The organism is Nocardia sp. NPDC056000 (genome assembly GCF_042269265.1).
Lineage (GTDB): Bacteria > Actinomycetota > Actinomycetes > Mycobacteriales > Mycobacteriaceae > Nocardia.
The window spans coordinates 1040616-1064999 of record NZ_JBHJXS010000001.1 but is presented as its reverse complement, the minus strand read 5'-3'; the positions used below and the strand labels follow the sequence as shown (position 1 = coordinate 1064999).

Sequence of the window (24384 nt, the reverse complement as noted above, 5' to 3'; positions counted from 1 at the left end):
CTGCCGAGGGGACCGGGCGATGCGTGCGGGTGAGATTTTCGCGGGATACCAGGTCGAACGGCTGCTGGGCAGCGGCGGTATGGGTTCGGTGTATCTGGCCCGGCATCCGCGCCTGCCCCGCATGGTCGCGCTGAAGGTGTTGAGCCCGGAGTTCGCGGGAGACGCCGAGATTCGCGCCCGATTCGAGCGCGAGGCGGAATTGATCGCCCGGCTCGATCATCCGAATATCGTGTCGGTGTCCGATCGCGGGGTCGAGAACGGGCGACTGTGGATCGCCATGCAGTTCATCGACGGCTCCGACGCGGCCGCACTGCAACCGCCGGAGTTGCCGCCGCCGCATGCCATTCGCATTGTGGGGGAGACCGCCAAAGCCCTGGACTACGCGCATACCGTCGGCGTGCTGCATCGAGATGTGAAGCCCGCCAACATCATGCTGGCCCGCCCCACCCTCGGCCATGAGGAGCGGGTGCTGCTCACCGATTTCGGCATCGGCCGCCTTCGCGATGACACCGCTCACCTGACCCGCACCGGAACCCTCACCGCCACACTGGCTTACGCCTCACCCGAACAGTTGTCGGGTATGCCCCTGGATCAGCGTTCGGACCAGTACTCGCTGGCGTGCAGCCTGTACTGGCTGCTCTCGGGTGCCACGCCCTTCCAATCCGGCACGGCCGCGGCGGTGGTGGCGGGTCATCTGCATTTCCAGCCCCCGCCGATCAGTTCCCGCCGCGGTGGTCTGCCCGCCGAACTCGATGCGGTCTTCGGCCGCGCGCTGGCCAAGAATCCGGCCGAACGCTTCGACACCTGCCGCGATTTCGCCGCCGCCGCGACCCGCGCCCTCACCGGTGTGCCACCGACCATGGTGTCCGCGCCGAGATTCGAAACCACCGCGCCCCCAACGATTATCGCCACGAATCCTGTCGCGACGCCGCCAACGACGATCGACCCGAATCCGGTCACCCCGGCTCCGAGTGCCTCGCCTCCGCGCCGAGGTAGATGGATCGCGATCGGCGCGACGGCTGTCGTGGTACTACTCGCGGTGACCTTCGGAGTCATCTGGGCGACAAGGGATTCCAAGTCGGGGGACAAAGGATCGTCCAATTCTTCGGCGGGTGCGGCCATTCCGGCCGGGGGCGGGGAGATGACGATCACCCCGGGCGGCGGTATCCAACCCCTGATGCGAGTGGACGGGGACGGCAATCCGGCCGGCGCCGTTGACACTCCCTTGGACCCCGCCGGAGACGGTGGCGCGACCTGTCCGCCGACCAGCATCGCCATGGCCGGTGCGCTCACCGGCCCGAATGCCGCGCTGGGCCGCAATGTGCTCGGCGGCGTACGCCTGGCAGTCGATCAGTTCACCCGCAAGAATCCGGGCTGCGCGATCACGGTGAAGGAGTTCGACACCACCGGAGATCCGCAAACCGCAGCCCAACTCGCGCCGAAGATCACCGCCGATTCCTCGATCGCGGCGTTGATCGGCCCAGCCTTCTCCGGTGAGACCAAGGCGACCGGCGCGATCTTCAGCACCGCAGGTCTCCCGTTCCTCACCCCGTCCGCCACCAATTCCCAACTCTCCCAGAATGGTTGGCGCACCTTCTTCCGCGGCCTAGCCGACGACGACTTCTCGGGCGTCACCATGGGCCGCTATCTCGCGGGTACCGCCGGTCATCACGGTGTCTGCGTGGTCTGGGACACCAGCGACTACGGCGTGAGCCTCGGCAAAGCCGTCACCACCGGCCTCGGCGCGGCCGCCGACACCAACTGCTCGTTCGCCCTGGACCCGCACGGCGATTTCAACGCCGCCGTAGCGAAGATCGCCACCGCGGGCCCCGACGCCATCTTCTACGCGGGCTACTACACCGAATCCGCCACCCTCCTCCCGCTGCTCCACACCGCGGGCATCACCATCCCCTTCTACTCCGGCGACGGCAGCAACGACCCCGCCTTCGTAGAGCGCGCGGGCACAGTGGCAACCGGAGCCACCCTCTCCTGCCCCTGTGCCGCCGCCCCCACCGATTTCGCCACCGCCTACCGCACCCTCACCGGTTCACCCTCGGGCACCTACTCCGCCGAGGCGTACGACCTCACCGCAATAGTCCTGCACGGCATAGCCTCCGGCCACGTCACCCACCCCGACTTACTCACCTACCTCACCGCCTACTCCGGCGAAGGCATAGCCCAAACCTACGGCTGGACCCCCACCGGCGACCCCGCCAACCCCCGCCTCTGGCTCTACCGGGTCGGCTGAGAGATCAGCGTTTTCGGTTCGGGTAGGTGTCGATGTAGACCTCGTAGCCGTCCAGTAGGCGGTCCAGGGCGAAGCCGAAATCGCCTTCGTCCCAGTGCATATCGTCATCTTCGAAGGCGTTGTTGGTGACGGCGCTGGTGACGGCGGGGTAGCGGGCGGGGTCCAGGACGGCGGCGAGGATGGTGCTGTAATCCTTGTCGTCCTCGACGTGGCGCATGGTGTCGCGCAGGAATCGGGTGCGGCCGATGACGAAGAAGGACAGGTTCGTCACCAGTTGCAGCCGTTGGGGTTCGGGGATGGGCAGTGCGGAGACCGCGGCCATACCGGTTTCGAGCCAGTCCATATTGTTCGGGCCGAGCGGGGGACCGGTCATGGGGATATCCATCCACCATTCGCGATTGCGGATCGCGTGGAATTCGGCCCAGGCCCAGGCTTGCAGGTTGGCGCGCCAACCGGCGTCGGCGGGCAGTGTGGGCGGCGGTCCGATTATGCGGTCGTGCAGGATCTCGATCAGGGTGTCCTTGCTGTCCACGTACCGGTAGAGGGACATGGGTGTGAAGCCGAGCTCCTTGGCGATGCGGCCCATCGAGATGGCGGCGTAGCCCTCGGCATCGCCGATGGCGACGGCCGCGTCGAGGATCTGGTCCAGGCTCAGACCGCGTTTGGGGCCGCGGGTGCCCGGATCATCCAGGTTCCACAGCAGTTTGACCGATTTGGGCAGGACGCCTTCGTCGTGCCGATCCATTCGACCCTCCTGTTCTCACGCTCCCGTACATCTTGCGCCATCCAGGAAACTGTGTAGCCTATAAACAGAGTATAGACCATACACAGTTTTCGATTCGGGGGTTCCCCATGACAGTCACTGACCGGCCCGCCATCGAGGTGTCCGGGCTGACCAAATCCTTCGGCGACCATCAGGTGCTGCGCGGCATAGATCTGAATGTGCCTGCCGGAACGGTCTTCTCGCTACTCGGCCCGAATGGCGCGGGCAAGACCACCGTGGTCCGGCTACTGGTCACCCTGGGCCGTCCCGATGCGGGGCGCATGCTGGTGGGCGGGCACGATCCGGTCCGGGAGGCCGATGCCGTACGCGGCATCATCGGTGTCACCGGCCAGAATTCGGCGGTCGATCCGTTGCTGACGGGGGAGGAGAACCTGCGCCTGGTCGGTAAGCTGCTGCACCTCGGCGCGGCGGAAACCGCCAGGCGCACAACGCGATTGCTGAAACAGTTCGATCTGGTGGAGGCGGCGCGCAAGCGCACCGGTTCCTACTCCGGCGGTATGGTGCGCCGCCTGGATCTGGCCATGAGTCTGATGGGTGATCCGCGCATCGTCTTCCTCGACGAGCCCACGACCGGTTTGGATCCGCGCAGCCGCCGCGAATTATGGTCCGTCATCCGGGGTTTGGTGAACGATGGCGTGACGATCTTCCTGACCACGCAGTACCTGGAGGAGGCCGATCAACTGGCCGATCGCATCGCCGTCCTCGATGACGGCCGCATCGTCGCCGAGGGCACCTCGGGTGAGTTGAAGAAGCTGGCCCCCGGCGGTCACGTCCGGCTGACCTTCGCCGACGCACACGGCTTGGCGGCCGCCGCTCGCGCGGTGGGATCCGCGGAGGCCGATATGGAGCAGTTGGTGCTGTCGGTGCCCTCGGACGGCAGCGTCGGCGATATCCGAAGGCTGCTGGAACATTTCGACGATCACGACCTGTCCATCGGCCAATTATCCATTCACACACCGGATCTCGACGATGTCTTCTTCGCCCTGACCGGTAATACCTCGAAAGGCGTTCGGTCATGAGCACTCTGGTTCGCGCGGCCCAGGATTCGGGCACCATGGTCGGCCGCAGTTTCCGGCATACGCTGCGCAGTCCCGACACCCTGCTGATGACCATCATCATCCCGCTGGTGATTCTGCTGATGTTCGTCTACGTCTTCGGCGGCGCGCTGAATGTGGGCGGGGCGTATATCGACTACGTGGTTCCCGGAATCATTCTGCTGTGCTCGGGTTTCGGTGCGGGCGGTACGGCGGTGGCGGTCTCCACCGATATGCAGAGCGGCATCATCGATCGTTTTCGCACCATGGCGATTTCGCGTTCGTCGGTGCTCACCGGCCACGTGGCGGAAAGCGTGCTGCGCAATATGATCACCACCGGTCTGGTGATTCTGGTGGCGGTGGCGCTCGGTTTCCGGCCGACCGCGGATCCCATTCGCTGGCTCGGTGTGATCGCGATGCTGGCGCTGTTCATTCTCGCGCTGTCCTGGCTGGCCGCCGCGCTGGGTCTGCTCGCGCCGAATCCGGAGGCGGCCAACGGTTTCACCTTCAGCTTCATGTTCCTGCCCTACGTGAGTAGCGCTTTCGTGCCGGTGCATACGCTGCCCGGCTGGTTGCGGGGCTTTGCCGAACATCAGCCCATCACCCCGATCACCGAAACCGTGCGCGGTCTGCTGATGGGCACGCCGATCGGCCACAGTCCGGTGACGGCCCTGATCTGGTGTGCCGCAATAGGTTTGGTCGGCTATCTGGCGGCGGGCACGCTGTACCGCAGGCGCGGCCTGAACTGATCATGACCATCGCTGGGGTCCGGGAGTGCTCGGACTCCAGCAATATTCGTCTACCTGGATATGCGCATCCAACTATGTGTTCCCGGCCTGTCATCTTATGTCGGCATTCCCGCTGACACGCGAATCATGCTGCGGATGTTGGGTTTCGCACACTTCCTAACAAGCAATTGCTTGGCTTGCTAACCTCGGAAGGGCAGGAGGACGGTGACGGGCATCGGTCGCAACGCAGCGGCACGCGCACTGCCAATCCGGACCGCGCTGGACGCGGCCGTCAGGACTATCAATGGGGATGTTGTCCGGGGGCAATACATTTCGGCTCGACGTCGAGAATTCGAAACGTCGGCGTGTGTCGTTACGTGCCGCCCGTCATCGGTAACGCGATACGACAGGACATTCCATGAACAACACACCGGTACTTCCGAACCCGAACCACCCACTGCTTCCCCTGGCTCGGGTCTATACGAATTACTTCACGCCGCAGGTGACGGGCGTGGAGAACCTACCGGCGGCGGGGCCGGCACTGGTGATCGGCAATCACTCGTCCATCTATTGGGCGCCCGAGGTGTGGATCACCTTCATGGCGGCGATGGATCGCCGCCCGAATGAGCCCACCTACGGGGTGGCACACGAAATCCTTTTGCGCGCACCGGGTCTCGGTGACAGCCTGCGCGATTTCGGTGTCATCCCGGCCTCGCAGGAGGCGGCCACGGCGGGCCTCAAGGACGGCGGCGCGGTCATGGTCTACCCGGGCGGCGACTGGGAGGCGTGCCGTCCGTGGACCGATCGCGGCAAGGTCGATTTCGCCGGGCGCAAGGGCTTCATCCGGCTCGCGCTCAAAATGGGCGTGCCGGTGATTCCGGCGGTCGCCAACGGCGGCCACGATTCCATCTTCATCGTGAGTCGCGGTGAGCGCACCGCTCGCGTGCTCGGACTCGATAAACTGGTGCGCGCCAAGGTATTTCCGTACACCGTCGGCCTGCCGTTCGGCATCGCGCCGATTCTGCCGCAGATTCCGCTGCCTTCGCACGTGGATGTGAGCTTCCTGCCCGCTCTGGACTGGTCCACCCAGCCCGGCGATCCGGAGGACACCGAACTGGTGGATCGCATCTACGAGCAGACCGTCGGAACCATGCAGACCGAACTGGATCGCCTGCGCGCGGCGACCCCGAACCCGGTGGCGACCGGTCTGAAGAATCACGTGGCCGCGCTGCCCGGTCCGCTCTCGGGTCTGGCGAATCTGCTGTAATCGGTCGCGGCGTGCGCGCCGGGCTCGCATCATGAATTGTGGTTAACTCTCGGCTATTGCATGGTGGACGGCTGTCCGTCCGCTGATCCGATATGTGTGGCGGTCACCCGTTGCGGGCCCGCCACACGGACCGGGAGGCTGGAAGACATGGCGCGCCTGATTCATTCGGTCGGACCGGCGCTGGCGGCGGTGGCCGCCCTCGCCGTGATCGCCGTGGTGCCACCCCTGTTGGACGCGGCGGTGCCCGATCGGGAGACCGCGGTCGCGGCGGGGACCGAGATCACGCTGACCGCGAGCGGTATCGGCGCCGTGCACGGCGCCGACGATCCGTCGAACGGGGTGCGGTTCGCGGTCCCGGAGGCCATGCGCCGCATCGCCACCGGCTCCGAATCCTCCGCGATCCTCGATTCCGATATCGGGGAGCAGCGATTGGGCGTCTCGGTGGTGGACGGCATCACCGATTTCGATACCGCCGCACCGCGACTGCTGCTGCCGCTGCGCGCGTCGGGACATCAGGTGCACTTCGACGGCGATGCCATCGAGGCGGGCTCGTTCCACGGCCGGATGTGTGTGCTGCCCGATACGGCGGGCGGTGTCTGCGCGGTCGCGAATTCCGGTGATATCGCGGTGACCATCACCGTCACGGGTCCGACCCGGGAGGCGGGCCGGGCCATGATTCTCGCGGTGCTCGCGTCGAGCAAAGCGGTCGAGGTATGACCGGGCCGGGCTGGTTCCAGCCGCGGTCGGCGCTGTTCTGGGTCTACTGCGTGGTGGTCGCGGCCGGACCGCTGGTGTTCCTGGTGCAGGCCGCGGGCATGGTGTGGTTCGGCGGTGCGCAGGCGCTGGCCGCGCTGCCGGTGACCGCGCTGACGCTGGTGTTCTTCGGCTGGGTGTTGTTCGAGCTGGACCCTTTTCGCGCGCGGCGGCGCTTGATCGCGCCGATTCTGATGGGTTTCATCTGGGGTGCGACGGTGTGGCCGGGTGTGGCGCTGTGGGCGAATGACCATGTGACACAGCTGGTCGCCAAGCTCGGGGGCGATGAGTTCGCGAACAACTGGCAGGCGGCGATCGCCGCGCCCATCGATGAGGAGTTCATCAAGGCGATCGGCATCGCCATCGTCGCGGTGCTGTTCCGGGCGCGACTGCGACGGCCCATGGACGGTCTGCTGATCGGCGGTTTCGTCGGATTGGGCGCGCAGATCTCCGAGGATTGCCTGTACAGCGTGCAGACGGCGCTGGGTGCTCCGCAGGATCCGATCGCGGATGTGCTGATCGTGGCGGTCCTGCGGCTGATCACCGCGTTCACCTCGCACTGGGCGATGTCGGCGCTGGTGGGTGTGGGCATCGTGGTGCTGTTGCTGCGCACCGATCGCTCATGGGGCTGGCGGATCGGCTTCTTCGCGCTGTTCTACGCCATGGCGGTGACCATGCATTTCGTCTTCGACGCGCCGCGCCCGAGCGGTCCGGGCGTGCTGACGCTCTTCTTCCCGGTGATCGTCGATCTGCTCATCTTCGGCCTGGCGTATCGCTGGGTGCTGGGTACCGAGCGAAAATGGTTGCGCGCCACCATCGCCCAGCCGTCGGCGCGCACGCTGGGCACCGAACAGCAGTTGGCTTCGCTGCTCACCCGGCGCAGTCGCCGCCGTGCCCGGGCGGGCCTGCGGGCCGCGACCCGAATGGATCGGCGGCAGGCTCGGCGATACGAACGCGCGCTGATCGATCGGGTCGAGGCGCTGTCCGGTGGTGTGCCGCCGGAGCCGAGTTGGAACTATCAGCAAACGGCGTGGAGGTAGCCGCATCATGCGCCGCCGAAGGATTTCGACCCATCGGGAGCGTGCCGGTTACCTGCGACTCAGCCGCCGAGCGCTAGCTTGTTTGTTATGAGTGAGGGCAGATCGCTTCCGGAAGCATCCGGTTTCGAGCGGGCGCATGAGCTGCTGGACCGGAGACAGCAAGCACTGTGCAACTATTTGGCGGCCAGCGGTGATGTCGCGGGCAGCCGGATTCGAGCCAATCTCACCGGGTGGCGGCGCTGGTTGCACCGGCTGCCCGGTTCCACCATCGCCAATGCCACCGGCCGCCGCGATGTGCTACTGCGCGAACTGGCCCAGCACGGCGTCGGCGCGGACGACAGACGCTGGGGCGTGCTGTCCGGCGGCTATATCCGCAGCCGCGGCAGTTCGTTCGGCCTGGAGTTCACCCTGGCCGATCTGATCACCGAATACGAGACCACCGATCCGCACTGGACCCGGCAATTGCGCGTGCTGGCCGCGCTCGCCGAACAGACCCGCCCGCTGGCGGCACTGGGCGATCGGGTGGCCGTGGCCGATCTGACCGAGCAGCTGGTCGCGCTGACCCGCACCGCGCCCGATGAGGCCGCGCGCGGACGGCTCGCGGATCATCTGCCCGGCGTGCTGCGCCCGCTGCCCGCCGATATCGAATCCCTGCGCCGCAGTGACGATCTCGTCGATGTGGTCTTCGACGTGTACGCCGACACCATCAAACTCGACAACATCACCGTCAATCCGGAGTTGCGCGGCACCGGACTGGGAACCGCTGTGCTGCAACAACTCTGCCGGGCCGCGGATGCCCATCACCTGACCATCGTCGGTCAGCTGGTGCCCACCTACCGCGATGACGATTCGGCCGTCCCGATGCTGGCCGCCTGGTGCCGCAAACACGGCTTCGCGGTCAACGAGCGCCTGGGCGGCCGCATTTCCCGCACCCCGGCCAGCGTTTCCTCCTGACGGACCCCAACGCGCTCGGCCCCCGGATATCCCGTCCTCGGCCATGCTGAAACTGTTCCGCCGCTACGCGGGCACGTTGCACGCGGCCACGCCTCGATCGAGAGTCGCGCCGACCAGGTGTGAGCGAGCTGCGTCATCACGGCATGCCCTCGCCGATGCGTCGTCGTTTGATGCGGCGGCCGTGGGCTTCGTCGGGGTGGCGCTCGGGTTCCGGGGCGCGGCGGTCGACGGCACGGCGTTCGCGCGCGACCGCCTCCTCGAGCAGTTGCAGCATGGGTACCGCGCTGAGCGCGTCCCGGGTGGCGGCGTGGTCGACATCGCTGCGCGTGAGCAGTCCCGCGGCGATGAGCCCCTCGACCGGGTTGGCGTCGTAGGCGCGGGCCAGTTCGATCACGGTGTCCGCCACCGGCGGATCCGATTCCTCCAGATGCCGCTTGATGCGCGGCCCATTGCTGTCCAAGCGTTCCGCGATGGCCCGGGTGCTCGCCCCGCGCGTAATGGTCCGCTTCCAAGCGTCGAACGCCTGGCTCATCGTCGCATCCTCGGGTCGGTGGTGCTGTCGGCTGCGCCGAAGGCTACGCGACGAATCGTGAATATTCCAAGACCGCAGCGAAAATGTTGCACCGGTGGTGGGAACGGCGAAAGCGGGGTGGGGTGTGGGATGGGCACATACGCTCGGGTGGGTGAAGACACTGCTGCAGATTGTCGCCGGTCACTTGCCTCCTACTGTCGCCGCGCGGGTGCGGGTGGCCGCGGCGGATCCGCGGTTGGACGGGGCGCAGATCGAGGATGTGGTGGCGCCGCTGGCACAGTTGAGCGAGGGTCAGGTGCGCGAGGTGTGGCAGGCGCTGGCCGATCAGTCGGACGAATCCCTGCCGCAGCAGCTACAGGACGATCTGGTTGCGCTGCACAAGGATCCGTCACCGGTCGCGCTGATGGCGGTGGTGCGCGATCTGCTGACCGCCATCGCGGCGCGCTGATATCAGGTTCGGTTCCGCAGGCGGTCCAGCACTTCGGGATGGGTGGTGAGATAGCGGTCGAAGGCGATGGGCGGATGACCGGTGATCGCCTCCACGGTGCTCGAGACCGTCGCGAGCTCACCGGTGGCGATGGCCTGATAGGAGGTCACCCATCCCGCGACCATCCAGTCCGGCGCACCGTATTTCGATCGGCTCTCGTACGCCTCGGGAATCGATTCGGGTTTGTAGGTGATCTCGCGGTCGGTGTGCTTGCTCAGAATGGCCGCGACCTCATCCAGATTCAGCGCTTCGGGCCCGGTGACATCGCGTATCTCGTTGGGCAGCAACTGATCATCGAGCAGCACCGCGGTGGCCACATCGGCGATGTCCTCGTGCGCCACCGCCGCGACCCGGCCGTCACCGGCGGGTCCGCGGATCACCCCGGTCTCGGGATCGGCGAGCGCGGGCAGATGGATCTGATAGTTGTTGTCCCGCAATACCGTGAACGCCAGTTCGGTCTGGCGGATCTGCTGTTCGGTGTACCAGTGATCGCGCGCGAAGGTGAAGGTGGCCTCGGGCGCGGCGCCCTGGAACGAGATGTAGACGATGCGCCGCACCCCGGCCGCGACCGCGGCCTCGATGGCGGTGGTGTGCTCGGCCACGCGCAGATCGCTCTCCATGGCCGAGACCAGCAGCAGGGTTTCCACCCCGCCGGCCGCCAGCTCGAATTTGGGACCGTCGCCGTAGGGGGCGAAGCGCACCTCGGCATCGGGGATGGGCAGCTGTTTCCCGGGTTTGCGGGCGATCAGGCGCAGATCTGCGCCCGCCGCGGCCAGGCGCTGGGCGACGAGGGTGCCGAGCTTGCCGGTCGCTCCGGTGACTCCGATTTTCGTCACGGTCGTACCTTTCGGTGCGAGGAAGTGAATCTCGGATCGTGCCTTTGTGGCAGCCTACGCCCCGCGCGGGCCTGTCGGAGTGTTCGACTACGGTCGACGGCACTGGTTGCCGAGCAGAGGTGAGGATCTTCGATGCCGCGGGATTTGGCCGATCTGTCGTTCGCGCGTTTTCTGCAGGAGCGCGATGAGATCACCATGGAGGGCGAATACGATTGCGCCCTCTTCGAGGGAATGCGGCTCGAGGATGCCGAGGTGCGCGGCGCTCAGCTCACCGAATGCGCCATCACCGGCGGTTCGATCACCGGTGGTTCGTTGCGGCACACCAGGTTCAACGATGTGTGGATTCAGGGCACCCAGTGGACCCGCGCCGATCTGTCCGAAACCTCGTGGATGGACGCGGAATTGGTGATGAACGCGTGGTCGGGGGTGGAGGCGTTCGGCGCGCGGCTGCGCCGGGTCAAGTTCTACAACTGCAAATTCGATTCGGTGAATCTGCGCGGCGCGCACCTGACCGAGGTGTCCTTCACCGATTGCGTACTGCGCCATGTGGATATCGGCGAGGCGAAGCTGACCTCGGTCACCTTTCCGGGCACCGAGATCGAGGCGCTGTCCATGCGCAAGGCCACCCTGTCCAAGGTGGATCTGCGCACGGCGCGTTCGATCGGCGTCTACGAGGGCGTGGAATCCCTGCGCGGGGCCACGATCACCAGTTTGCAGCTGATGGATCTGGCCCCGATCTTCGCGCACACCATCGGAATCAACGTCTCGGACCGGTGAGCTACACCCCGTAGCCGCCGTCGATATCGAGCTTCTGCCCGCTGATGAAATCGGCGCGATCCGAGGCCAGGAAGCACACCGCTTCGGCGATGTCCTCCGCATTTCCGAAGCGGCGCAGCGGAATATTGCCCCGGGTGATATCCAGCGCCTGCTCGTCGAGTTCGCCCGAGCTGATCAGCCGTTCCGCCATACCGTCGGTGGTCATGCCCGGTCCGACGCAATTGGCGCGAATCCCGAACCTGCCCTCTTCGGCGGCGATGCCCCGGACCAGTGCCTCCACAGCGGCTTTCGGGCCGCTGGACAGGCCGTCCCGGATGGGGAAGCGCGCGGTGGCGGCGGTGCTGATGGCGACGATATTGCCCTGGGTCCGGCGCAGGTGCGGTATCGCGGCGTGCACGGCGTTGAAGAAGCCGCTCGCGTCATCAATGAGCTGAGATCGGAAGTCGGCCGGGGAGATTCGGCTCAGGTGCCGCATCGGGATATGCGGTCCGGCGGCGTAGACCAGGGTGTGGATCCCGCCGAATTCCTCCGCGACCTGCGCGGTGACCTCGGCTGCGCGTTCGGCGTCGGTGAGATCGAGTCGCCAGGATCGGGCCCGCCGCTCCTGCTCCTTGGCGATGGTGAACAGCGGATCGAGCTTGCCCGCCGAGCGGAAGTAGGTCAGCCCCACATGACTGCCGCGCTCGATGAGCATGCGCGCCACCGCGAGTCCGAGCCCGCCGCTGGCGCCCAAAACGAGTGCGGCGCCGGGCCGATGACCGAAGTCGTCCATGCACTTCCTTCGACTGTGAACAGGGCGATACCACCTCATTCGTAGTCCACGGAGGCAAAACAAGCAAGTGCTTGGTTGTTAGGCGGCGGTGATCAGCCGGTTCGATACAGCTCGGCGGCAATGCGCCGGAACGACTCGATCAGCGGATTCGTATCGGCCCGGGGCCAGGCCACCACCAGGTGACTCGGCATCGCGTCATCGATCGGCACCGCGCGCAATCCCCGCGGCAGCGTGTGCACCAGTGGTGCGAGCCCGATGGACCCGTTCCAGAGCACGGCCTGCATGCATTCGTGCACGGTGCGCACCACCGGACCGTCGGCGTGTCCCAGGTCGGGTTGCGTCCAGTACGCCTGCCACACCGGATCGGTGCCCTCGGGTAACCGGAACCACTGCCGGTCCGCGAGCTCGCGAAGGTCGATCCGCTCCCGCCCGGCGAGTGGATCGTCCTCGCGCACGATCACCCCGATCGGATCCGAGCGCAAGGGATGCACCGCGATCCCGTTGTGCTCGAACGGAGTTCGGGTGAGCGCCAGATCGGTCAGCCCGGCCCGCAGCCCCGCCGTCGGATCGGTGAAGTCGAACTCGCGCACGCGCACCCGGATATCGGGATGTACGCGCCGGAACTCCGAGACCAGATCCGCGCCCACCTGTTCGGCGCTATCACCGAGCGTGCCCAGGGTGAGCGTGGCCGAGGCGGCGATCGCGCGCACCTTCGCACGGGCCTGTTCGGCTTGAGCCAGCAGTGCGCGTGCCTCGTCGTAGAGGGCCGCACCGGCGGCGGTCAGCGTGACACCGGCGGGGGAGCGCAGTAGCAGCACGCTGCCGAGTTCGGTTTCCAGCTGCCGGATGGCCCGGCTCAGCGGGGGTTGGGACATGTGCAGGCGGGCGGCGGCCCGGCCGAAATGCAGTTCCTCGGCGACCGCCACGAAATAGCGCAGCGTGCGTAAGTCCATCAGCGGCAACGATACCCGCGGGGTATAGGGCGGCCGGAACGGGTGTTGGACGGTGCGCGGCCGCGCGACTGGACTGAGAGGGAGTCGAGGACAGGAGTGTGCAATGACCGCAGCGGTGACACCCGAACATCCGATCCCGGATCCGGCGGTGAACCTCGCGCAGGCTCGCGAGGTCGCCCGCGATCTGGTGGTGATCGAGAATCACGGCGTGCAATTGGTGCCCAATATCGGGGTGATCGGCGGCCGCGAAGCGGTGCTGGTGATCGATACGGGTATGGGGCCGCGCAATGCGGAGGCGGTGCTGGAGTTCGCGGCCGACTACGCGGCCGGACGCCGATTGTATTTGACGACAACGCATTTCCACCCCGAGCATGCTTTCGGTGCCGAGGTGTTCGCGGGCGAGGCGACCTATCTGATCAATCGGGCGCAGGCCCTGGATCTGGAACGCAAGGGCGCGGCATATCTCGAAATGTTCCGGGGCCTGGGCGATTCGGTGGCGCGACGACTCGAGGATGTGCGGCTCATCGCACCGGATCAGATCTACGAGAGCGAACACGAACTGGATCTGGGCGGTCGCCGGGTGCGCATGCGCGCCACCGGTCGCGGGCACAGCCTCGGCGATCAGGTGGTCGAAATCCCGGATGCCGACGTGCTTTTCACCGGTGATCTGGTGGAGGCGGGCCAGTTCGCCATCTTCCCGTGGTTCCCGCCGTACGACACCGATGTCTCGGGTATCGGCTGGCTCGCGGTCATGGAACGGCTCATCGCCGAGCGGCCGGGCACGGTGGTCCCCGGACACGGTGCGATCGGCGGTCCGGAACTACTCGCCGATGTCCGCGACTACCTGCGACTGTTGCGCGAGGAGACCTGGATTCGCCGCGACAGCGCCGTGAGCGAGGCGACGATCATCGCCGAGGTGCGCGCGATAATGCTTGCTCGGCACCCGGATTGGGCCGGGCGCGAATGGATCGAGAACGGCATCGGCTGCCTGTGCGCCGAACACGCGCACGCCGGTCACTGATCCTTGGGTTTGGGGCGGGCGCGCAGGTGTGCGCGTTCGCCCTGTTTGCCGAACAGGCTGAGGAATTCGACCGGATTGCCATCGGCCGAACCGAACCAGTGTGGTTCGCGGGTATCGAATTCGGCCGCCTCACCGGGTGACATGACGAAATCGTGGTTGCCGAGCACCACGCGCAGGCGGCCGTTGAGGATGTACATCCATTCGTAGCCCTCATGCGTGCGCGGATCCGGTTCCTGCCGGCTGCCGCCCGGAATCACCAGCTTGTACGCCTGGATACCGCCCGCGCGCCGGGTGAGCGGCACCATGGTCATCCCGTTCATGCTGACCGGCCGCAGATGGATGCGCGGATCGCCGGTGGCGGGCGCGTCCACCAGTTCGTCCAGGGTCACCCCGTGCGCCTTGGCCAGCGGCAGCAGCAGTTCCAGGGTGGGCCGGCGCGCACCGGATTCCAGCCGGGACAGCGTGCTCACCGAGATTCCGGTGCTCGCGGACAGTTCCGCCAGCGTGGTGTCGCGTTTGCGGCGCAGTTCCCGCAGGCGCGGGCCGACCGCGTCCAGGGCCTGATCGAGTTCGGAGTCCATCCCCCGATTTTGCCGTATCGGCAACATTAGTTGCCAGGATTGTGGGTGTTCTCGCATTGTCGAAGCAGACGAACGAGGAGGTCAGGATGACGGATCAACTGGCGAACGGTTATGACGCGGTGGTGATCGGCGGCGGCGCGGCCGGGTTGAACGGTGCGCTCATGCTCGCACGGGCCCGGCGCTCGGTAGTGGTGATCGATGCGGGCGCACCGCGCAATGCCCCCGCCGAGGGAGTGCACGGGCTGCTGGCCCGCGAGGGCATATCCCCGGCCGAATTGGTCGAACGCGGTCGCGAGGAGGTGCGCGGCTACGGCGGGCACATCATCTCGGGCACCGTGGTCGCCGCCACCCGCGACGGCGCGGACGGGACCGATGCGGTGGCCGATGCCGAAACCCCCGGCTTCACGGTCGAATTGGCCGACGGCCGGACCGTGCGCGCCCGGCGACTGCTGGTGACCACCGGCCTGGTCGACGAACTGCCCGATATCCCGGGCTTGCGAGAGCAGTGGGGCCACAATGTGATCCACTGCCCCTACTGCCACGGCTGGGAGGTTCGGGACCGAGCCATCGGCATCCTGGGCAGCGGACCCATGTCGGTGCATCAGGCGCTGCTGTTCCGGCAGTGGAGCCCGGACATCACCTACTTCGCGCATCACATGCCCCCCACCGACGAACAGGCCGAACAGCTTGCGGCACGGGGGATTCCGGTGGTGACCGGTGAGGTGTCGGCGCTGGAGACCGTCGACGGGAGTATCGTCGGAGTGCGGCTGGTGGACGGCACCGTCGTCCCCCGTACGGCCGTGACGGTGGCCTCGCGCATGGTTGCCCGCGCGAGTTTCCTTGCGCCCCTGGGCCTGAAGGCCGTCGACCATCCCTCGGGTATGGGGGAGCATGTGCCCGCCGTCGATCCCACCGGCCGTACCGAGGTGCCCGGCGTCTGGGTCGCGGGCAATGTCACCGATATGTCCGCCCAGGTGGGAGCCTCCGCCGCCGCGGGCGCCATGGCGGGCGCGATGATCAACGCCGATCTGGTGACCGAGGAGACCGACGCTGCGGTGGCGGCCTACCGCGCTCGCGCCTGATCCAGTTCACCGACGAAGGCGTCGATACGCGCGAAGGTCGCTCCGGGCTGTTCGAGCTGCGGCAGATGCCCTGCCTCGCTGATGATTTCGAGGCGGGCATCGCCGAAGGCCGCGGCATAGGCTGCCCCGTACGCGGGCGTGACGATCCGATCGCTCGCGCCCCACAGCAGCAGGGCGGGAATCCGCACCGCCGCGAGCCGGTCGAACAGGCTCGGATCGTGCATGTAGGGCTCGCCCGCGAGGTGCCGTAGCGCGACCATATTCCCCTGTCGCACAGCGATTTGCGCGGCGGGCACGGTGGCCGGGTCCTGATAGAACCGATCCGGATCGTGATAGGAGAATTCGGCGATCTGGCGCGCGTCGAGGGCGAAGAAATCCGGAATCGGTTCCGCGTCAACCCATATTCCGGTGGCGTCGATGAGGATCAGCCCGCCGATCAGGCCCGCGTCGTCCTGGGCGGCCATCTCGGCGGCGATCCAGCCGCCGATGGAGGAGCCGACCACCAGCACATCGCGCAACCCGCGCTCGGCGAGGTCGCGCAGGTAGGCGGCGGCGAGATCGGCGATGGTGTCGATCTCCGCCGGTCGCGGGGTGCCGTTCCAGCCGGGATGGGTGGGTGTGAGCACCCGCCGGGTACGCCCCAGATGTTCGGCGAGGGTCGCCACGCTGAATGGCCCCGCGCCGCCGTGCAGTACGAGAGTGGCTGGGCCGCTGCCGATTTCGTCCATGGATGTCATCCCCATTCACTGACTAAACATGTTGATATAAACAACCTTAGTCACCTGATATGGTTCTGTCCATGCCTGATCTGCAAGCCCTGGGGCGGGCGATCAAACAAGCCCAGTACCGCCACCACCGCGCCCTGGACACCGCCCTCACGGAGGTGGGCAGCACGCTCGCCCAATGGGATGCCCTGCGCGCCATCGACCGCACGCCGGGCTCCACCGCGCGGGCACTGGCGGAGGAGACTTTTCAGAGCGAACAGTCGTTCGGCACCCTGGCCACTCGCCTGCTGGCCCGCGATTTGATCGAGCGTGCGCCCGGTCGCGGGCGAGCCATCGAGCATCGGCTGACCCCGGAGGGCGAACGCACGCTCGCCGCCGCCAACCGGGTCGCCGACGCAGTACTGGCCGAATCCTTCGCCGCGCTGTCCGCCGCCGAACGCGCCACCCTGCGCGGACTGCTCGAACGCGTGGGAACGCACTGACGTAGTGGCTCACATCGGCGCTGGCGAGCGGCTCGCATCGGCGCTGGCCGGGCGGTTCGCGTCAGTCGGCCAGCGCGTCCTCGCGGAGCTGGGTCAGCGTCCTGGTGAGAATGCGCGAGACGTGCATCTGCGAGATGCCGAGGCAATCGGCGATCTGCTTCTGCGTCTTGCATTCGAAATAGCGCATGGTCAGGATGTCGCGCTCACGGTCGCCGAGTTCGATCAGGTGCGGGCGCACCGCCATGCGCTGTTCGATGAGTTCGTAATCGGGATCCTCGCCGCCGAGGGTTTCGGCGGGCGGAATGGGGGAGTTCTCGCCGTCATCGCTGGTGTACGCGTCCAGCGAGGAGGTCTGATAGGCGTTGGCGGCGACCAGTGCCTGGGTGACCTCGAGCAGGTCGACGCCGAGTTCGGCGGCGATCTCGCGGGCCTTGGGCATCCGGCCCAGGCGCTGCGCGAGGCGCTCCACCGCGCCGCCGATCTGGAGCTGAATCTCCTTGGTGCGGCGCGGAACTCGTACCGACCAGGTGTAGTCGCGGAAATGCCGGCGCACCTCGCCCATGATGGTGGGGATGGCGAAGGACAGGAAGGTCGAACCGCGCGAGACGTCATAGCGAGCTACGGCCTGCACCAACCCCACCCGTGCCACCTGTTGCAGATCGTCGAATCCCTCACCGCGCCCGGCGAATCGGCGCGCGATATGGTCGGCGAGTGGTAGGCAGCGTTGAATGATGCGCTCGCGCAACGCTTCTCGCTTGGGGTCGTGATCCTCTACGGCGATGGCGAGCTCTTCGAAAGCCGCCTCGATATTGTCGTAGCTGTTCTCGCTCATCGGTTGCACTCCGACTTCCGCCGATTCGCTCGCGACCTCTCGCTGAGGGAGGTCGGCTGCGTCGCGTCGCGGATTCCGCGGCGGAAAAATCGGCTGTCGCACTGGTGCGGCCGCAGGGACTACGGGCCGCGCCGGGATCGGCTGTGTTATCAACCTTCCCTGCGGGTACCCAGCGCGCTCGTTGTCAAACCGAGATTCCGATAACACGCTATCCACCGGGGGGTTTATCGAGCCTGATCCGGGTATCGCCGGAATAACGGCGACCCGGAAGGAACCCCTCACATGTTGATGCGACGACTTGCCCGCCCGCTCCTGGCCACGGCCTTCATTGCCGACGGATTGGACACCCTCGCCAATCCGCAGCAGCGCGCCAAGGCCGCCACGGTGCGGGTGCAACAGGCGCAGCGCGCATTACCCGAGCGCTACGCGGACCGGCTGCCCGAACCCGAGCGCGCGGTGCGCATCAATGCCATGGTGCAGGTGGGCGGTGGCGTCCTGCTGGCCTTCGGGCGGGTGCCCCGGCTGGCCGCGGCGGTGCTCGCGGCCACCGTGATTCCCGCGACGCTCACCGAACAGGATTTCTGGGCCGAGAACGACCCGGCTCTGCGATCGGCCAAGCGGGTGGGATTCCTGAAGGATGTGAGCCTGCTCGGCGGTCTGCTCATCGCCTCGGGCGATGTCGGCGGGCGCGGTACCCCCGGATGGAAGAAGCTGGCCGGACGTGCAGCCGCCGGAACGGCGGGTCTGGCCGATGCGGCACAGACGCACGGCGCGCAGCTCGCCGAGCGCGCACAGGAATCCGGTGCGCATCTGGCCGAGCGTGCCCAGGTACAGGGCTCGCACCTGGCCGAATTCGCCAAGGATCACGGCCCGCAGTTGGCCGAGACGGCCCGCGAGCGCGCCGCGGAGCTCTCCGAATTCGCCAGGGATCGCGGCGCGGAAATCGCCGACGTGATGAAGGATCGCGGCGCGGTGCTCTCGGACGTGGTCAAGGATCGGGGCGCGGTGCTCTCGGACGTGGTCAAGGATCGAGGGTCGGTGCTCTCGGAGGTCGTCAAGGATCGCGGTGCGGCGCTGGCCGAGGTGGTCAAGGACCGGGGCGCGGATCTGGGCGAGGTGGTCAAGGATCGCGGTGCCGAACTGGCCGAGCGGGTGCGTGAGCGCGGCGAGGAGCTGCCCGCGCGCAAGTCGTTCACATCTCGTTGGCGCGCTTGATATTTCCCATCGCGACGGCGTGCGCACCGGCGTCGAAGGCGCGGATGCGGGCGGTCTCATCACAGGCGCGCCAGGTGAAACCCCACTGCATGGGCGGGGTTTCGATGATCGGTACGAACGCGATATCGGGTCGCCGATAGAACCGATCCACCTGCGCGCCGCAGATGAACGCGCCCTCACCCGCGCCGATACTGGCCAGCACCTCCTGAAAGGTGTGCGTGACGCGGCCGCGCGGAATGGGCCTGCCGGAAGGGGTTTCGCCGGGAATGTGGTCCTCGATCCACGAGCGTGGCACGGTATCGGGCACGTCCAGCAGGGTCACCGTCGCGAGATCCTCCGGTTCGATCTTGTCCCGGCTCGCCAGCGGATGCGTCACGGATACGGCGAGCACGCGCGGTTCGGTGATCAGCACCGGACCGTGCACCAGGCCCGGATCCTCGATGGGCCTGCTCACCAGCACCATGTCGAAACCGCTGCTGAACCAGCGCAATCCGTCGGTGAGCTGGGCGTCGCGGATATTCAGCTCGGTTTCGGGGTGGTCGGCGCGAAAGCTCGCGGCGGTGGCGTGACAGAGCTGTCCGGCGGCCGCGCCGATGAACCCGACGGTGAGCGTGCCCGCGAAACCCCGGCCCGCGCCGATGGCCCGCCGGATGGCCTGCTGGATCTGTTCGTGTCCGGGCCGCAGATCGCTGAGCAGTTGCTCGCCTATGCGGGTGAGGGCGACCCGCCGGGTGGTGCGCCGGAACAGTTGCGCGCCCACCCGGCGCTCGAGCTGTCCGATGGTCTGGCTGACCCGGCTGGGGGAGACGTGTAGCTGTTCGGCGGCGCGCCCGAAATGCAGGTGTTCCGCGACCGCGAGGAATCCCTCGATTTCGTAGAGCTCCATGGTCCTTCGCTCGTTTCCTGAGTGGCACTACGTAAGCGTTGAGCGAACGGTCGTTGTTCCCGAGCCTGGAAGTGGGCCATTCTTCGAGGTGGATATCCGTTCGCGCCGAGGGAAGGGCCGCCTTGACCACCGCCATCCAGAACGAACTCCGCACACTGCTGGCTCGTGCCCGTCAGCTCGATGGTGAACTCGTCGAGGGTGCGACCCCGCTGGCCGATTCGGTGATCCGCCCGCTGGCCGCCGCGGTCGGCGAAACGGACTCCGCCGCAAGCGAACCCGAGTCGGGTGAACCGCAATCGCGACTCTGGGAGCTGGCCAAGGACGCCACCCGCCTGCGCGCGGGCAACGATCAGCCCGAATTGCTGGAGGCGGTGGCCGCGCTCCAGCACCTGGCGTGCGTATTCGCCTCGGACGAACAGGTTTTGACCGCGCGTATCGCCGAACTCACTGAGATTCAGGGTGTTTCGCCGACGCATATCGATGTGTCCCCGGACGGTCCGTACCTGGTCACGAACCCGGAACAGCTCACCAACTGGCTCGGCGAACCCGTGCGCACCTTCCCGCAGATGGCGCTGTGCCGTTGCGGCGCTTCGGAAATGAAGCCGCTGTGCGATGGCAGCCACGCCCGGATCGGGTTCAGCGGCGCGAAGGATCCCGAACGCGTACCGGATCGGCTCGACACCTATCCCGGGGTCGGGATGACCATCACCGACAATCGCGGTATCTGCGCGCATTCGGGTTTCTGCACCGACCGGGTGCCCACCGCCTTCCGTGCCACCGAGGAGCCCTTCGTCGCCCCCAGCGGCGCTCGCGCCGATGAGCTCACCGCGGCGGTGCGCGCCTGCCCGTCCGGCGCGCTGGGCAGTCCGCAAGTGGTGCTCCCGCACCGGGATCCGGCCATCGAAGTGTCCAAGGACGGTCCGTACCGGATCACCGGCAGAGTACCGCTGGACGGCGATGACGCCCGCGAGCACTACAGCCTGTGCCGGTGCGGTCAGTCCCGCAACAAGCCGTTCTGCAGCGGTATGCACTACTACGTCGAATTCCGCGATCCGCCGCTGTCCGAGGAGCCCTCGCTCTACGAGTGGGCGGGCGGCCTGCCCGCGCTCACCCGAATGACCAAGATCTTCTACGGCAAATACGTGGCGCAGGACGATCTGCTGGCCCCGCTGTTCGCCCGCATGTCCCCCGACCATCCGGAGCGGGTGGCCGCCTGGCTGACCGAAACCTTCGGCGGGCCACAGCTTTACACCGAGCAGTACGGCGGTTACGACCATATGGTCGCCGAGCACGCCGGTAAGGCGCTGACCGAACAGTGGCGTGCCCGCTGGGCCCAGCTCATCTCGCGGGCCGCCGATGACGCGGGCCTGCCGCGCGATCCGGAGTTCCGCGCCGCCTTCGCCGCCTATGTCGAATGGGGTTCGCGCATCGCGGTGGAGAATTCCCAGCCGGGCGCGAATCCGCCGCCGCATATGCCGGTGCCGCGCTGGTGGTGGGTCTGCAATGCGACTCCGGGATCACGCATTTCGGCGCTCGCGCCCAAGGTCGAGCAGTCGGCCGCGCTGCCGTCGGCCGGTGAGCCGATCGGATTCGCCGAGCACATCAAACCGCTGTTCCGGGAGATGGATCGCAAATCCATGAGCTGGGTGTTCGATCTGTGGTCGCACGATGACGTGACCCAGCACGCCGACGGCATTCTCACCCGCCTGCGGCAGGGCTCGATGCCGTGCGACGGTGCCTGGCCCGCGGAGCACGTGGATGCCTTCGAGGCGTGGATCAAGGACGGCTGCCCGGCCTGAGTTCCCTTGTGATTCACGCGGATTGGTCGACCAGCCGGTCGGCCAATCCGTTCGTGTATCCGGCGTCGAGCGGCCCCATGCCGAACAGGGTCCGGACATAGATCGGGGCCAGTATGTGGTCCACGATGTCCATCGGATCCGGTGCCCGCTCACCCCGGGCGGTCGCCCGGTCCACCATGGTGCGCAATTGTTCGAAACGCGCCATGAGGAATTGATTTCGGGCCTGCTGGCCGGTTTCCCCGGCATTGGTCAGTGCCATCGCCAGCCGCAGCACCCCGAGCCCGCCCGGACCGGACACATCCGAGGCGACCTTCGCCGCGAAACCGCGCAGGTCCGTGGTCAGGCTGCCGGTATCGGGAATCGGTGAATGCTCGGTGAGCCAGCCGATGGCCGCGTCCGCGCTGAGCGCCTCCAGCGTGCCCCAGCGGCGATAGATGCTGGTATCGGCCACTCCGGCGCGTGCCGCCACCTCGCCGACCGTGAAATTGCCGTAGCCGCGCTCGGCGGCGAGTTCGGTCACCGCCTGGTGGACGGCGGTGCGCACCCGGGCGCTGCGCCCGCCGGGCCGCCGGGTCTTCTCCGATTCCATGACCACACTCTAACGCAGTTGGGGGTTGCGTTTAGTTCGGCATGCTTCTACGGTTGTTCTTAACGCCGCTACGAACTGCTTTAGGAGCGATCATGCAACCGGTTTTCTTCCCCGAGGACACCCAGTTCTGGTACGAGACGCTGCGCACCCTCGGCCACATCACCTACGGCGGCGCCGATTTCGGCGAGGCCGTCGCGACCACCCACCGCATCAAGGCCGGCGACTACGACAGCTGGCATGACGAATGGCTCACCACCGCCGATCGGGTTGCGGCACAGGCGCGTTCCTCGCTGGCGGGCGGTCATCGGGTCAGTGCCCGGGACGCGTTCCTGCGCGCCTCGAACTACTACCGCAATGCCGAATTCTTCCTGCACGGCGATCCGGCCGATCCGCGCGTCACCCACGCCTACGACCTACAGGTCGAATGCTTCCGCGCGGCAGCGGAATTGGCGGTGACGCCGATCGAGCCGATCGACATCCCCTACGAGGGCACCACCCTGCCCGGCTACTTCTACCGCGTCGACGAGTCCGGCGCACCGCGCCCGACCGTGCTGATGTGCAACGGTTTCGACGGATCCGCCGAGGAGATGTACTTCTCCGGTGCGGCCGCCGCGGTGGAACGCGGCTACAACGTGCTGGTCTACGACGGCCCGGGTCAGCCCGGCGCGGTGCATCGCCGCGGCCTGCACTTCCGCCCGGATTGGGAGAACGTGGTCGGCCCGGTCATCGATTACGCGCTGACCCGCCCCGAGGTCGATCCCGCCCGCCTGGCCCTGTTCGGCAACAGCATGGGCGGTGTGCTGACCCCGCGTGCGGCAGCCTTCGAACCCCGCGTCTCCGCCCTGATCACCGTGGACGGCGTCTACGACCTGGGTGATATCTCCACCGCGAACCTGCCCGGTGAGCGCGCCGAGGTCGAACGCCGCCTGCGCGCCGATTCCGATCCCGAATTCGACGCCATGCTCGACGCGGCCGTCCAGCACAGCCCGATGCTGCGCTGGGCCGTCGATCAGGGCAAGTTCACCTTCGGAATCGGCACCGCCCGCGAATTCTGTGCCGCCTACCTCGATTACCACGTGCGCGACGGCATCGCCGAGCGCATCACCTGCCCGACCCTGGTCTGCGACGGCGTGGACGACGGCTTCTTCCAGGGCCAGCCCGAACTGCTGTACGACCACCTCACCTGTCCCAAGACCCTGGTGAAGTTCACCGAAGCCGAAGGCGCGGACGCGCATTGCCAATCCGGTGCGCAACGCCTGGCCTATGCCCGCGTCTACGACTGGCTCGACGACGTCTTCGCCTGATCCGGCCGCATCCGACCACGTCGCATCCGAAAGTTCCTGGAGCACACCATGTCCAGCATCGTCGACCACATCGACACCGCCCTCACCGCGACCGGCCGCATAGTCGACGCCATCGCCGCCGACCAGCTGTCCGCGCCCACCCCGTGCGAAAAGTGGGATGTCCGAACCGAACTCAACCACCTGGTCGGCGGTATGCGCATCTTCGCCGCCGAACTGACCGGCGCCGATCCGGGCGGCGAACACGAATCCGATTGGCTCACCACCGATCACCACGCCGCCTACCGCACCACCGAGGCCCTCGACCGCGCCGCCTGGCACCGCCCGGACGCCCTGTCCGGCACCGTGCGCCTGGGCTTCGGCCCGGTCCCCGGCACCCTGGCGGCCCTGATCCACCTGACCGAGGTCCTGGTGCATGGTATGGACCTCGCGGTCGCCATCGGCCGGGAGGATCTCATCGAGCAGCGCGCGGCCGCCGATCTCCTGGAAATCCTGCACGACAATGATTTCGACGACTTCCGCGGACCCGGCATGTTCGGCCCGGCGGTGGGTATCGCGGCAGTCGCCCCCGCACACCGGCGATTGCTGGCTTTCGCGGGCAGGGCGCTGCTCTGAATCCGAGGTCGGCTATGTCCGGATGTCGGCCGGGGGAGCAGGTAGCCTGGGCGTGAATCTCCGCCCGAAAGGTCCGCCCAGGCGACACCCC

Annotated in this window: 26 protein-coding genes; 16 read left to right on the top strand and 10 right to left on the bottom strand. The window is 67.1% G+C overall.

Going from position 1 to position 24384, the window contains the following annotated elements; all coding sequences use genetic code 11:
- Positions 1-19 precede the first annotated feature (19 nt).
- Entirely contained in the window at positions 20-2248 is a 2229-nt protein-coding gene (locus tag ACFC4D_RS04890; RefSeq protein WP_376061862.1) for a bifunctional serine/threonine-protein kinase/ABC transporter substrate-binding protein, read from the top strand.
- Positions 2249-2252: 4 nt separating this feature from the next.
- Here the strand turns inward: ACFC4D_RS04890 and ACFC4D_RS04885 are convergent, their stop codons facing one another.
- Positions 2253-2993 (bottom strand): TetR/AcrR family transcriptional regulator, encoded by a 741-nt coding sequence (locus ACFC4D_RS04885; protein ID WP_375966535.1) that lies wholly within the window; start codon positions 2991-2993, stop codon positions 2253-2255.
- Positions 2994-3100: 107 nt separating this feature from the next.
- Here ACFC4D_RS04885 and ACFC4D_RS04880 point away from each other — a divergent pair, with 107 nt between their 5' ends.
- From ACFC4D_RS04880 to ACFC4D_RS04855, 6 genes are all read left to right on the top strand, one after another.
- Positions 3101-4051: an ABC transporter ATP-binding protein gene (locus ACFC4D_RS04880; protein ID WP_376061861.1), complete on the top strand. Its 951-nt coding sequence runs from the start codon at positions 3101-3103 to the stop codon at positions 4049-4051.
- On the top strand, positions 4048-4815 hold the full coding sequence (locus tag ACFC4D_RS04875; protein WP_375966538.1) for an ABC transporter permease: 768 nt from the start codon (positions 4048-4050) through the stop codon (positions 4813-4815). The genes ACFC4D_RS04880 and ACFC4D_RS04875 overlap by 4 nt, the downstream gene beginning before the upstream one ends.
- Before the next feature lie 397 nt (positions 4816-5212).
- The gene (locus ACFC4D_RS04870) at positions 5213-6061 is read left to right on the top strand and encodes a lysophospholipid acyltransferase family protein (RefSeq protein WP_375966539.1); all 849 of its coding nucleotides are present in this window, start codon (positions 5213-5215) and stop codon (positions 6059-6061) included.
- Positions 6062-6208: 147 nt separating this feature from the next.
- On the top strand, positions 6209-6778 hold the full coding sequence (locus tag ACFC4D_RS04865) for a hypothetical protein (RefSeq protein ID WP_364632923.1): 570 nt from the start codon (positions 6209-6211) through the stop codon (positions 6776-6778).
- Entirely contained in the window at positions 6775-7854 is a 1080-nt protein-coding gene (locus tag ACFC4D_RS04860) for a PrsW family intramembrane metalloprotease (RefSeq protein WP_376061860.1), read from the top strand. Before ACFC4D_RS04865 ends, ACFC4D_RS04860 begins: the two co-directional genes overlap by 4 nt.
- Positions 7855-7941: 87 nt before the next feature.
- Positions 7942-8808, top strand: a complete 867-nt coding sequence (locus tag ACFC4D_RS04855) for a GNAT family N-acetyltransferase (RefSeq protein WP_364632927.1) — start codon at positions 7942-7944, stop codon at positions 8806-8808.
- Positions 8809-8944: 136 nt separating this feature from the next.
- Here ACFC4D_RS04855 and ACFC4D_RS04850 read toward each other — a convergent pair whose 3' ends face one another.
- Positions 8945-9340, bottom strand: a complete 396-nt coding sequence (locus ACFC4D_RS04850) for a hypothetical protein (RefSeq protein WP_376061859.1) — start codon at positions 9338-9340, stop codon at positions 8945-8947.
- A gap of 151 nt (positions 9341-9491) precedes the next feature.
- Here ACFC4D_RS04850 and ACFC4D_RS04845 point away from each other — a divergent pair, with 151 nt between their 5' ends.
- Positions 9492-9788, top strand: a complete 297-nt coding sequence (locus tag ACFC4D_RS04845; RefSeq protein WP_375966544.1) for a hypothetical protein — start codon at positions 9492-9494, stop codon at positions 9786-9788.
- 2 nt (positions 9789-9790) lie between these two features.
- Here the strand turns inward: ACFC4D_RS04845 and ACFC4D_RS04840 are convergent, their stop codons facing one another.
- Complete coding sequence (locus ACFC4D_RS04840) at positions 9791-10663, bottom strand: SDR family oxidoreductase (RefSeq protein WP_376061858.1); 873 nt, start codon at positions 10661-10663, stop codon at positions 9791-9793.
- A 132-nt stretch (positions 10664-10795) separates the two neighbouring features.
- Here ACFC4D_RS04840 and ACFC4D_RS04835 point away from each other — a divergent pair, with 132 nt between their 5' ends.
- Positions 10796-11440, top strand: a complete 645-nt coding sequence (locus tag ACFC4D_RS04835) for a pentapeptide repeat-containing protein (RefSeq protein ID WP_376061857.1) — start codon at positions 10796-10798, stop codon at positions 11438-11440.
- 1 nt (position 11441) lies between these two features.
- Here ACFC4D_RS04835 and ACFC4D_RS04830 read toward each other — a convergent pair whose 3' ends face one another.
- Both ACFC4D_RS04830 and ACFC4D_RS04825 read right to left on the bottom strand, forming a co-directional pair.
- Positions 11442-12212, bottom strand: a complete 771-nt coding sequence (locus ACFC4D_RS04830) for an SDR family NAD(P)-dependent oxidoreductase (protein WP_376061856.1) — start codon at positions 12210-12212, stop codon at positions 11442-11444.
- Positions 12213-12304: 92 nt separating this feature from the next.
- On the bottom strand, positions 12305-13165 hold the full coding sequence (locus ACFC4D_RS04825) for a LysR family transcriptional regulator (RefSeq protein ID WP_376061855.1): 861 nt from the start codon (positions 13163-13165) through the stop codon (positions 12305-12307).
- A gap of 103 nt (positions 13166-13268) precedes the next feature.
- Here ACFC4D_RS04825 and ACFC4D_RS04820 point away from each other — a divergent pair, with 103 nt between their 5' ends.
- Entirely contained in the window at positions 13269-14186 is a 918-nt protein-coding gene (locus tag ACFC4D_RS04820; RefSeq protein ID WP_376061854.1) for an MBL fold metallo-hydrolase, read from the top strand.
- On the opposite strand, the gene ACFC4D_RS04815 is transcribed toward ACFC4D_RS04820, so the two are convergent.
- Positions 14180-14767 carry an XRE family transcriptional regulator gene (locus tag ACFC4D_RS04815; protein ID WP_364632943.1) on the bottom strand — a complete coding sequence of 196 codons (588 nt, stop codon included), beginning with the start codon at positions 14765-14767 and terminating at the stop codon, positions 14180-14182. The genes ACFC4D_RS04820 and ACFC4D_RS04815 overlap by 7 nt on opposite strands.
- 86 nt (positions 14768-14853) lie before the next feature.
- On the opposite strand from ACFC4D_RS04815, the gene ACFC4D_RS04810 reads away from it, so the two are divergent.
- Positions 14854-15849, top strand: a complete 996-nt coding sequence (locus ACFC4D_RS04810; protein WP_376061853.1) for an NAD(P)/FAD-dependent oxidoreductase — start codon at positions 14854-14856, stop codon at positions 15847-15849.
- Here ACFC4D_RS04810 and ACFC4D_RS04805 read toward each other — a convergent pair.
- Positions 15831-16592 (bottom strand): alpha/beta fold hydrolase, encoded by a 762-nt coding sequence (locus ACFC4D_RS04805; protein ID WP_376061852.1) that lies wholly within the window; start codon positions 16590-16592, stop codon positions 15831-15833. The two genes, ACFC4D_RS04810 and ACFC4D_RS04805, sit on opposite strands and share 19 nt — an antisense overlap.
- A gap of 56 nt (positions 16593-16648) precedes the next feature.
- Here ACFC4D_RS04805 and ACFC4D_RS04800 point away from each other — a divergent pair, with 56 nt between their 5' ends.
- Positions 16649-17056, top strand: a complete 408-nt coding sequence (locus ACFC4D_RS04800) for a MarR family winged helix-turn-helix transcriptional regulator (protein ID WP_376061851.1) — start codon at positions 16649-16651, stop codon at positions 17054-17056.
- Positions 17057-17117: 61 nt separating this feature from the next.
- Here the strand turns inward: ACFC4D_RS04800 and ACFC4D_RS04795 are convergent, their stop codons facing one another.
- A complete protein-coding gene (locus ACFC4D_RS04795; protein ID WP_376061850.1) occupies positions 17118-17888 on the bottom strand; it encodes an RNA polymerase sigma factor SigF in 771 nt (256 codons plus the stop codon).
- Between the two features lie 282 nt (positions 17889-18170).
- Here ACFC4D_RS04795 and ACFC4D_RS04790 point away from each other — a divergent pair, with 282 nt between their 5' ends.
- Positions 18171-19103 (top strand): DoxX family membrane protein, encoded by a 933-nt coding sequence (locus ACFC4D_RS04790; RefSeq protein WP_375966560.1) that lies wholly within the window; start codon positions 18171-18173, stop codon positions 19101-19103.
- On the opposite strand, the gene ACFC4D_RS04785 is transcribed toward ACFC4D_RS04790, so the two are convergent.
- Positions 19081-19989, bottom strand: a complete 909-nt coding sequence (locus tag ACFC4D_RS04785) for a LysR family transcriptional regulator (protein WP_375966562.1) — start codon at positions 19987-19989, stop codon at positions 19081-19083. The genes ACFC4D_RS04790 and ACFC4D_RS04785 overlap by 23 nt on opposite strands.
- Before the next feature lie 122 nt (positions 19990-20111).
- Here ACFC4D_RS04785 and ACFC4D_RS04780 point away from each other — a divergent pair, with 122 nt between their 5' ends.
- Positions 20112-21788, top strand: a complete 1677-nt coding sequence (locus ACFC4D_RS04780; RefSeq protein ID WP_376061849.1) for a CDGSH iron-sulfur domain-containing protein — start codon at positions 20112-20114, stop codon at positions 21786-21788.
- A 13-nt stretch (positions 21789-21801) separates the two neighbouring features.
- Here ACFC4D_RS04780 and ACFC4D_RS04775 read toward each other — a convergent pair whose 3' ends face one another.
- Positions 21802-22377, bottom strand: a complete 576-nt coding sequence (locus tag ACFC4D_RS04775) for a TetR/AcrR family transcriptional regulator (protein ID WP_376061848.1) — start codon at positions 22375-22377, stop codon at positions 21802-21804.
- Between the two features lie 92 nt (positions 22378-22469).
- On the opposite strand from ACFC4D_RS04775, the gene ACFC4D_RS04770 reads away from it, so the two are divergent.
- Positions 22470-23681: an alpha/beta hydrolase gene (locus ACFC4D_RS04770; protein WP_375966566.1), complete on the top strand. Its 1212-nt coding sequence runs from the start codon at positions 22470-22472 to the stop codon at positions 23679-23681.
- A 48-nt stretch (positions 23682-23729) separates the two neighbouring features.
- Entirely contained in the window at positions 23730-24293 is a 564-nt protein-coding gene (locus ACFC4D_RS04765; protein ID WP_376061847.1) for a TIGR03086 family metal-binding protein, read from the top strand.
- Positions 24294-24384: the final 91 nt, after the last annotated feature.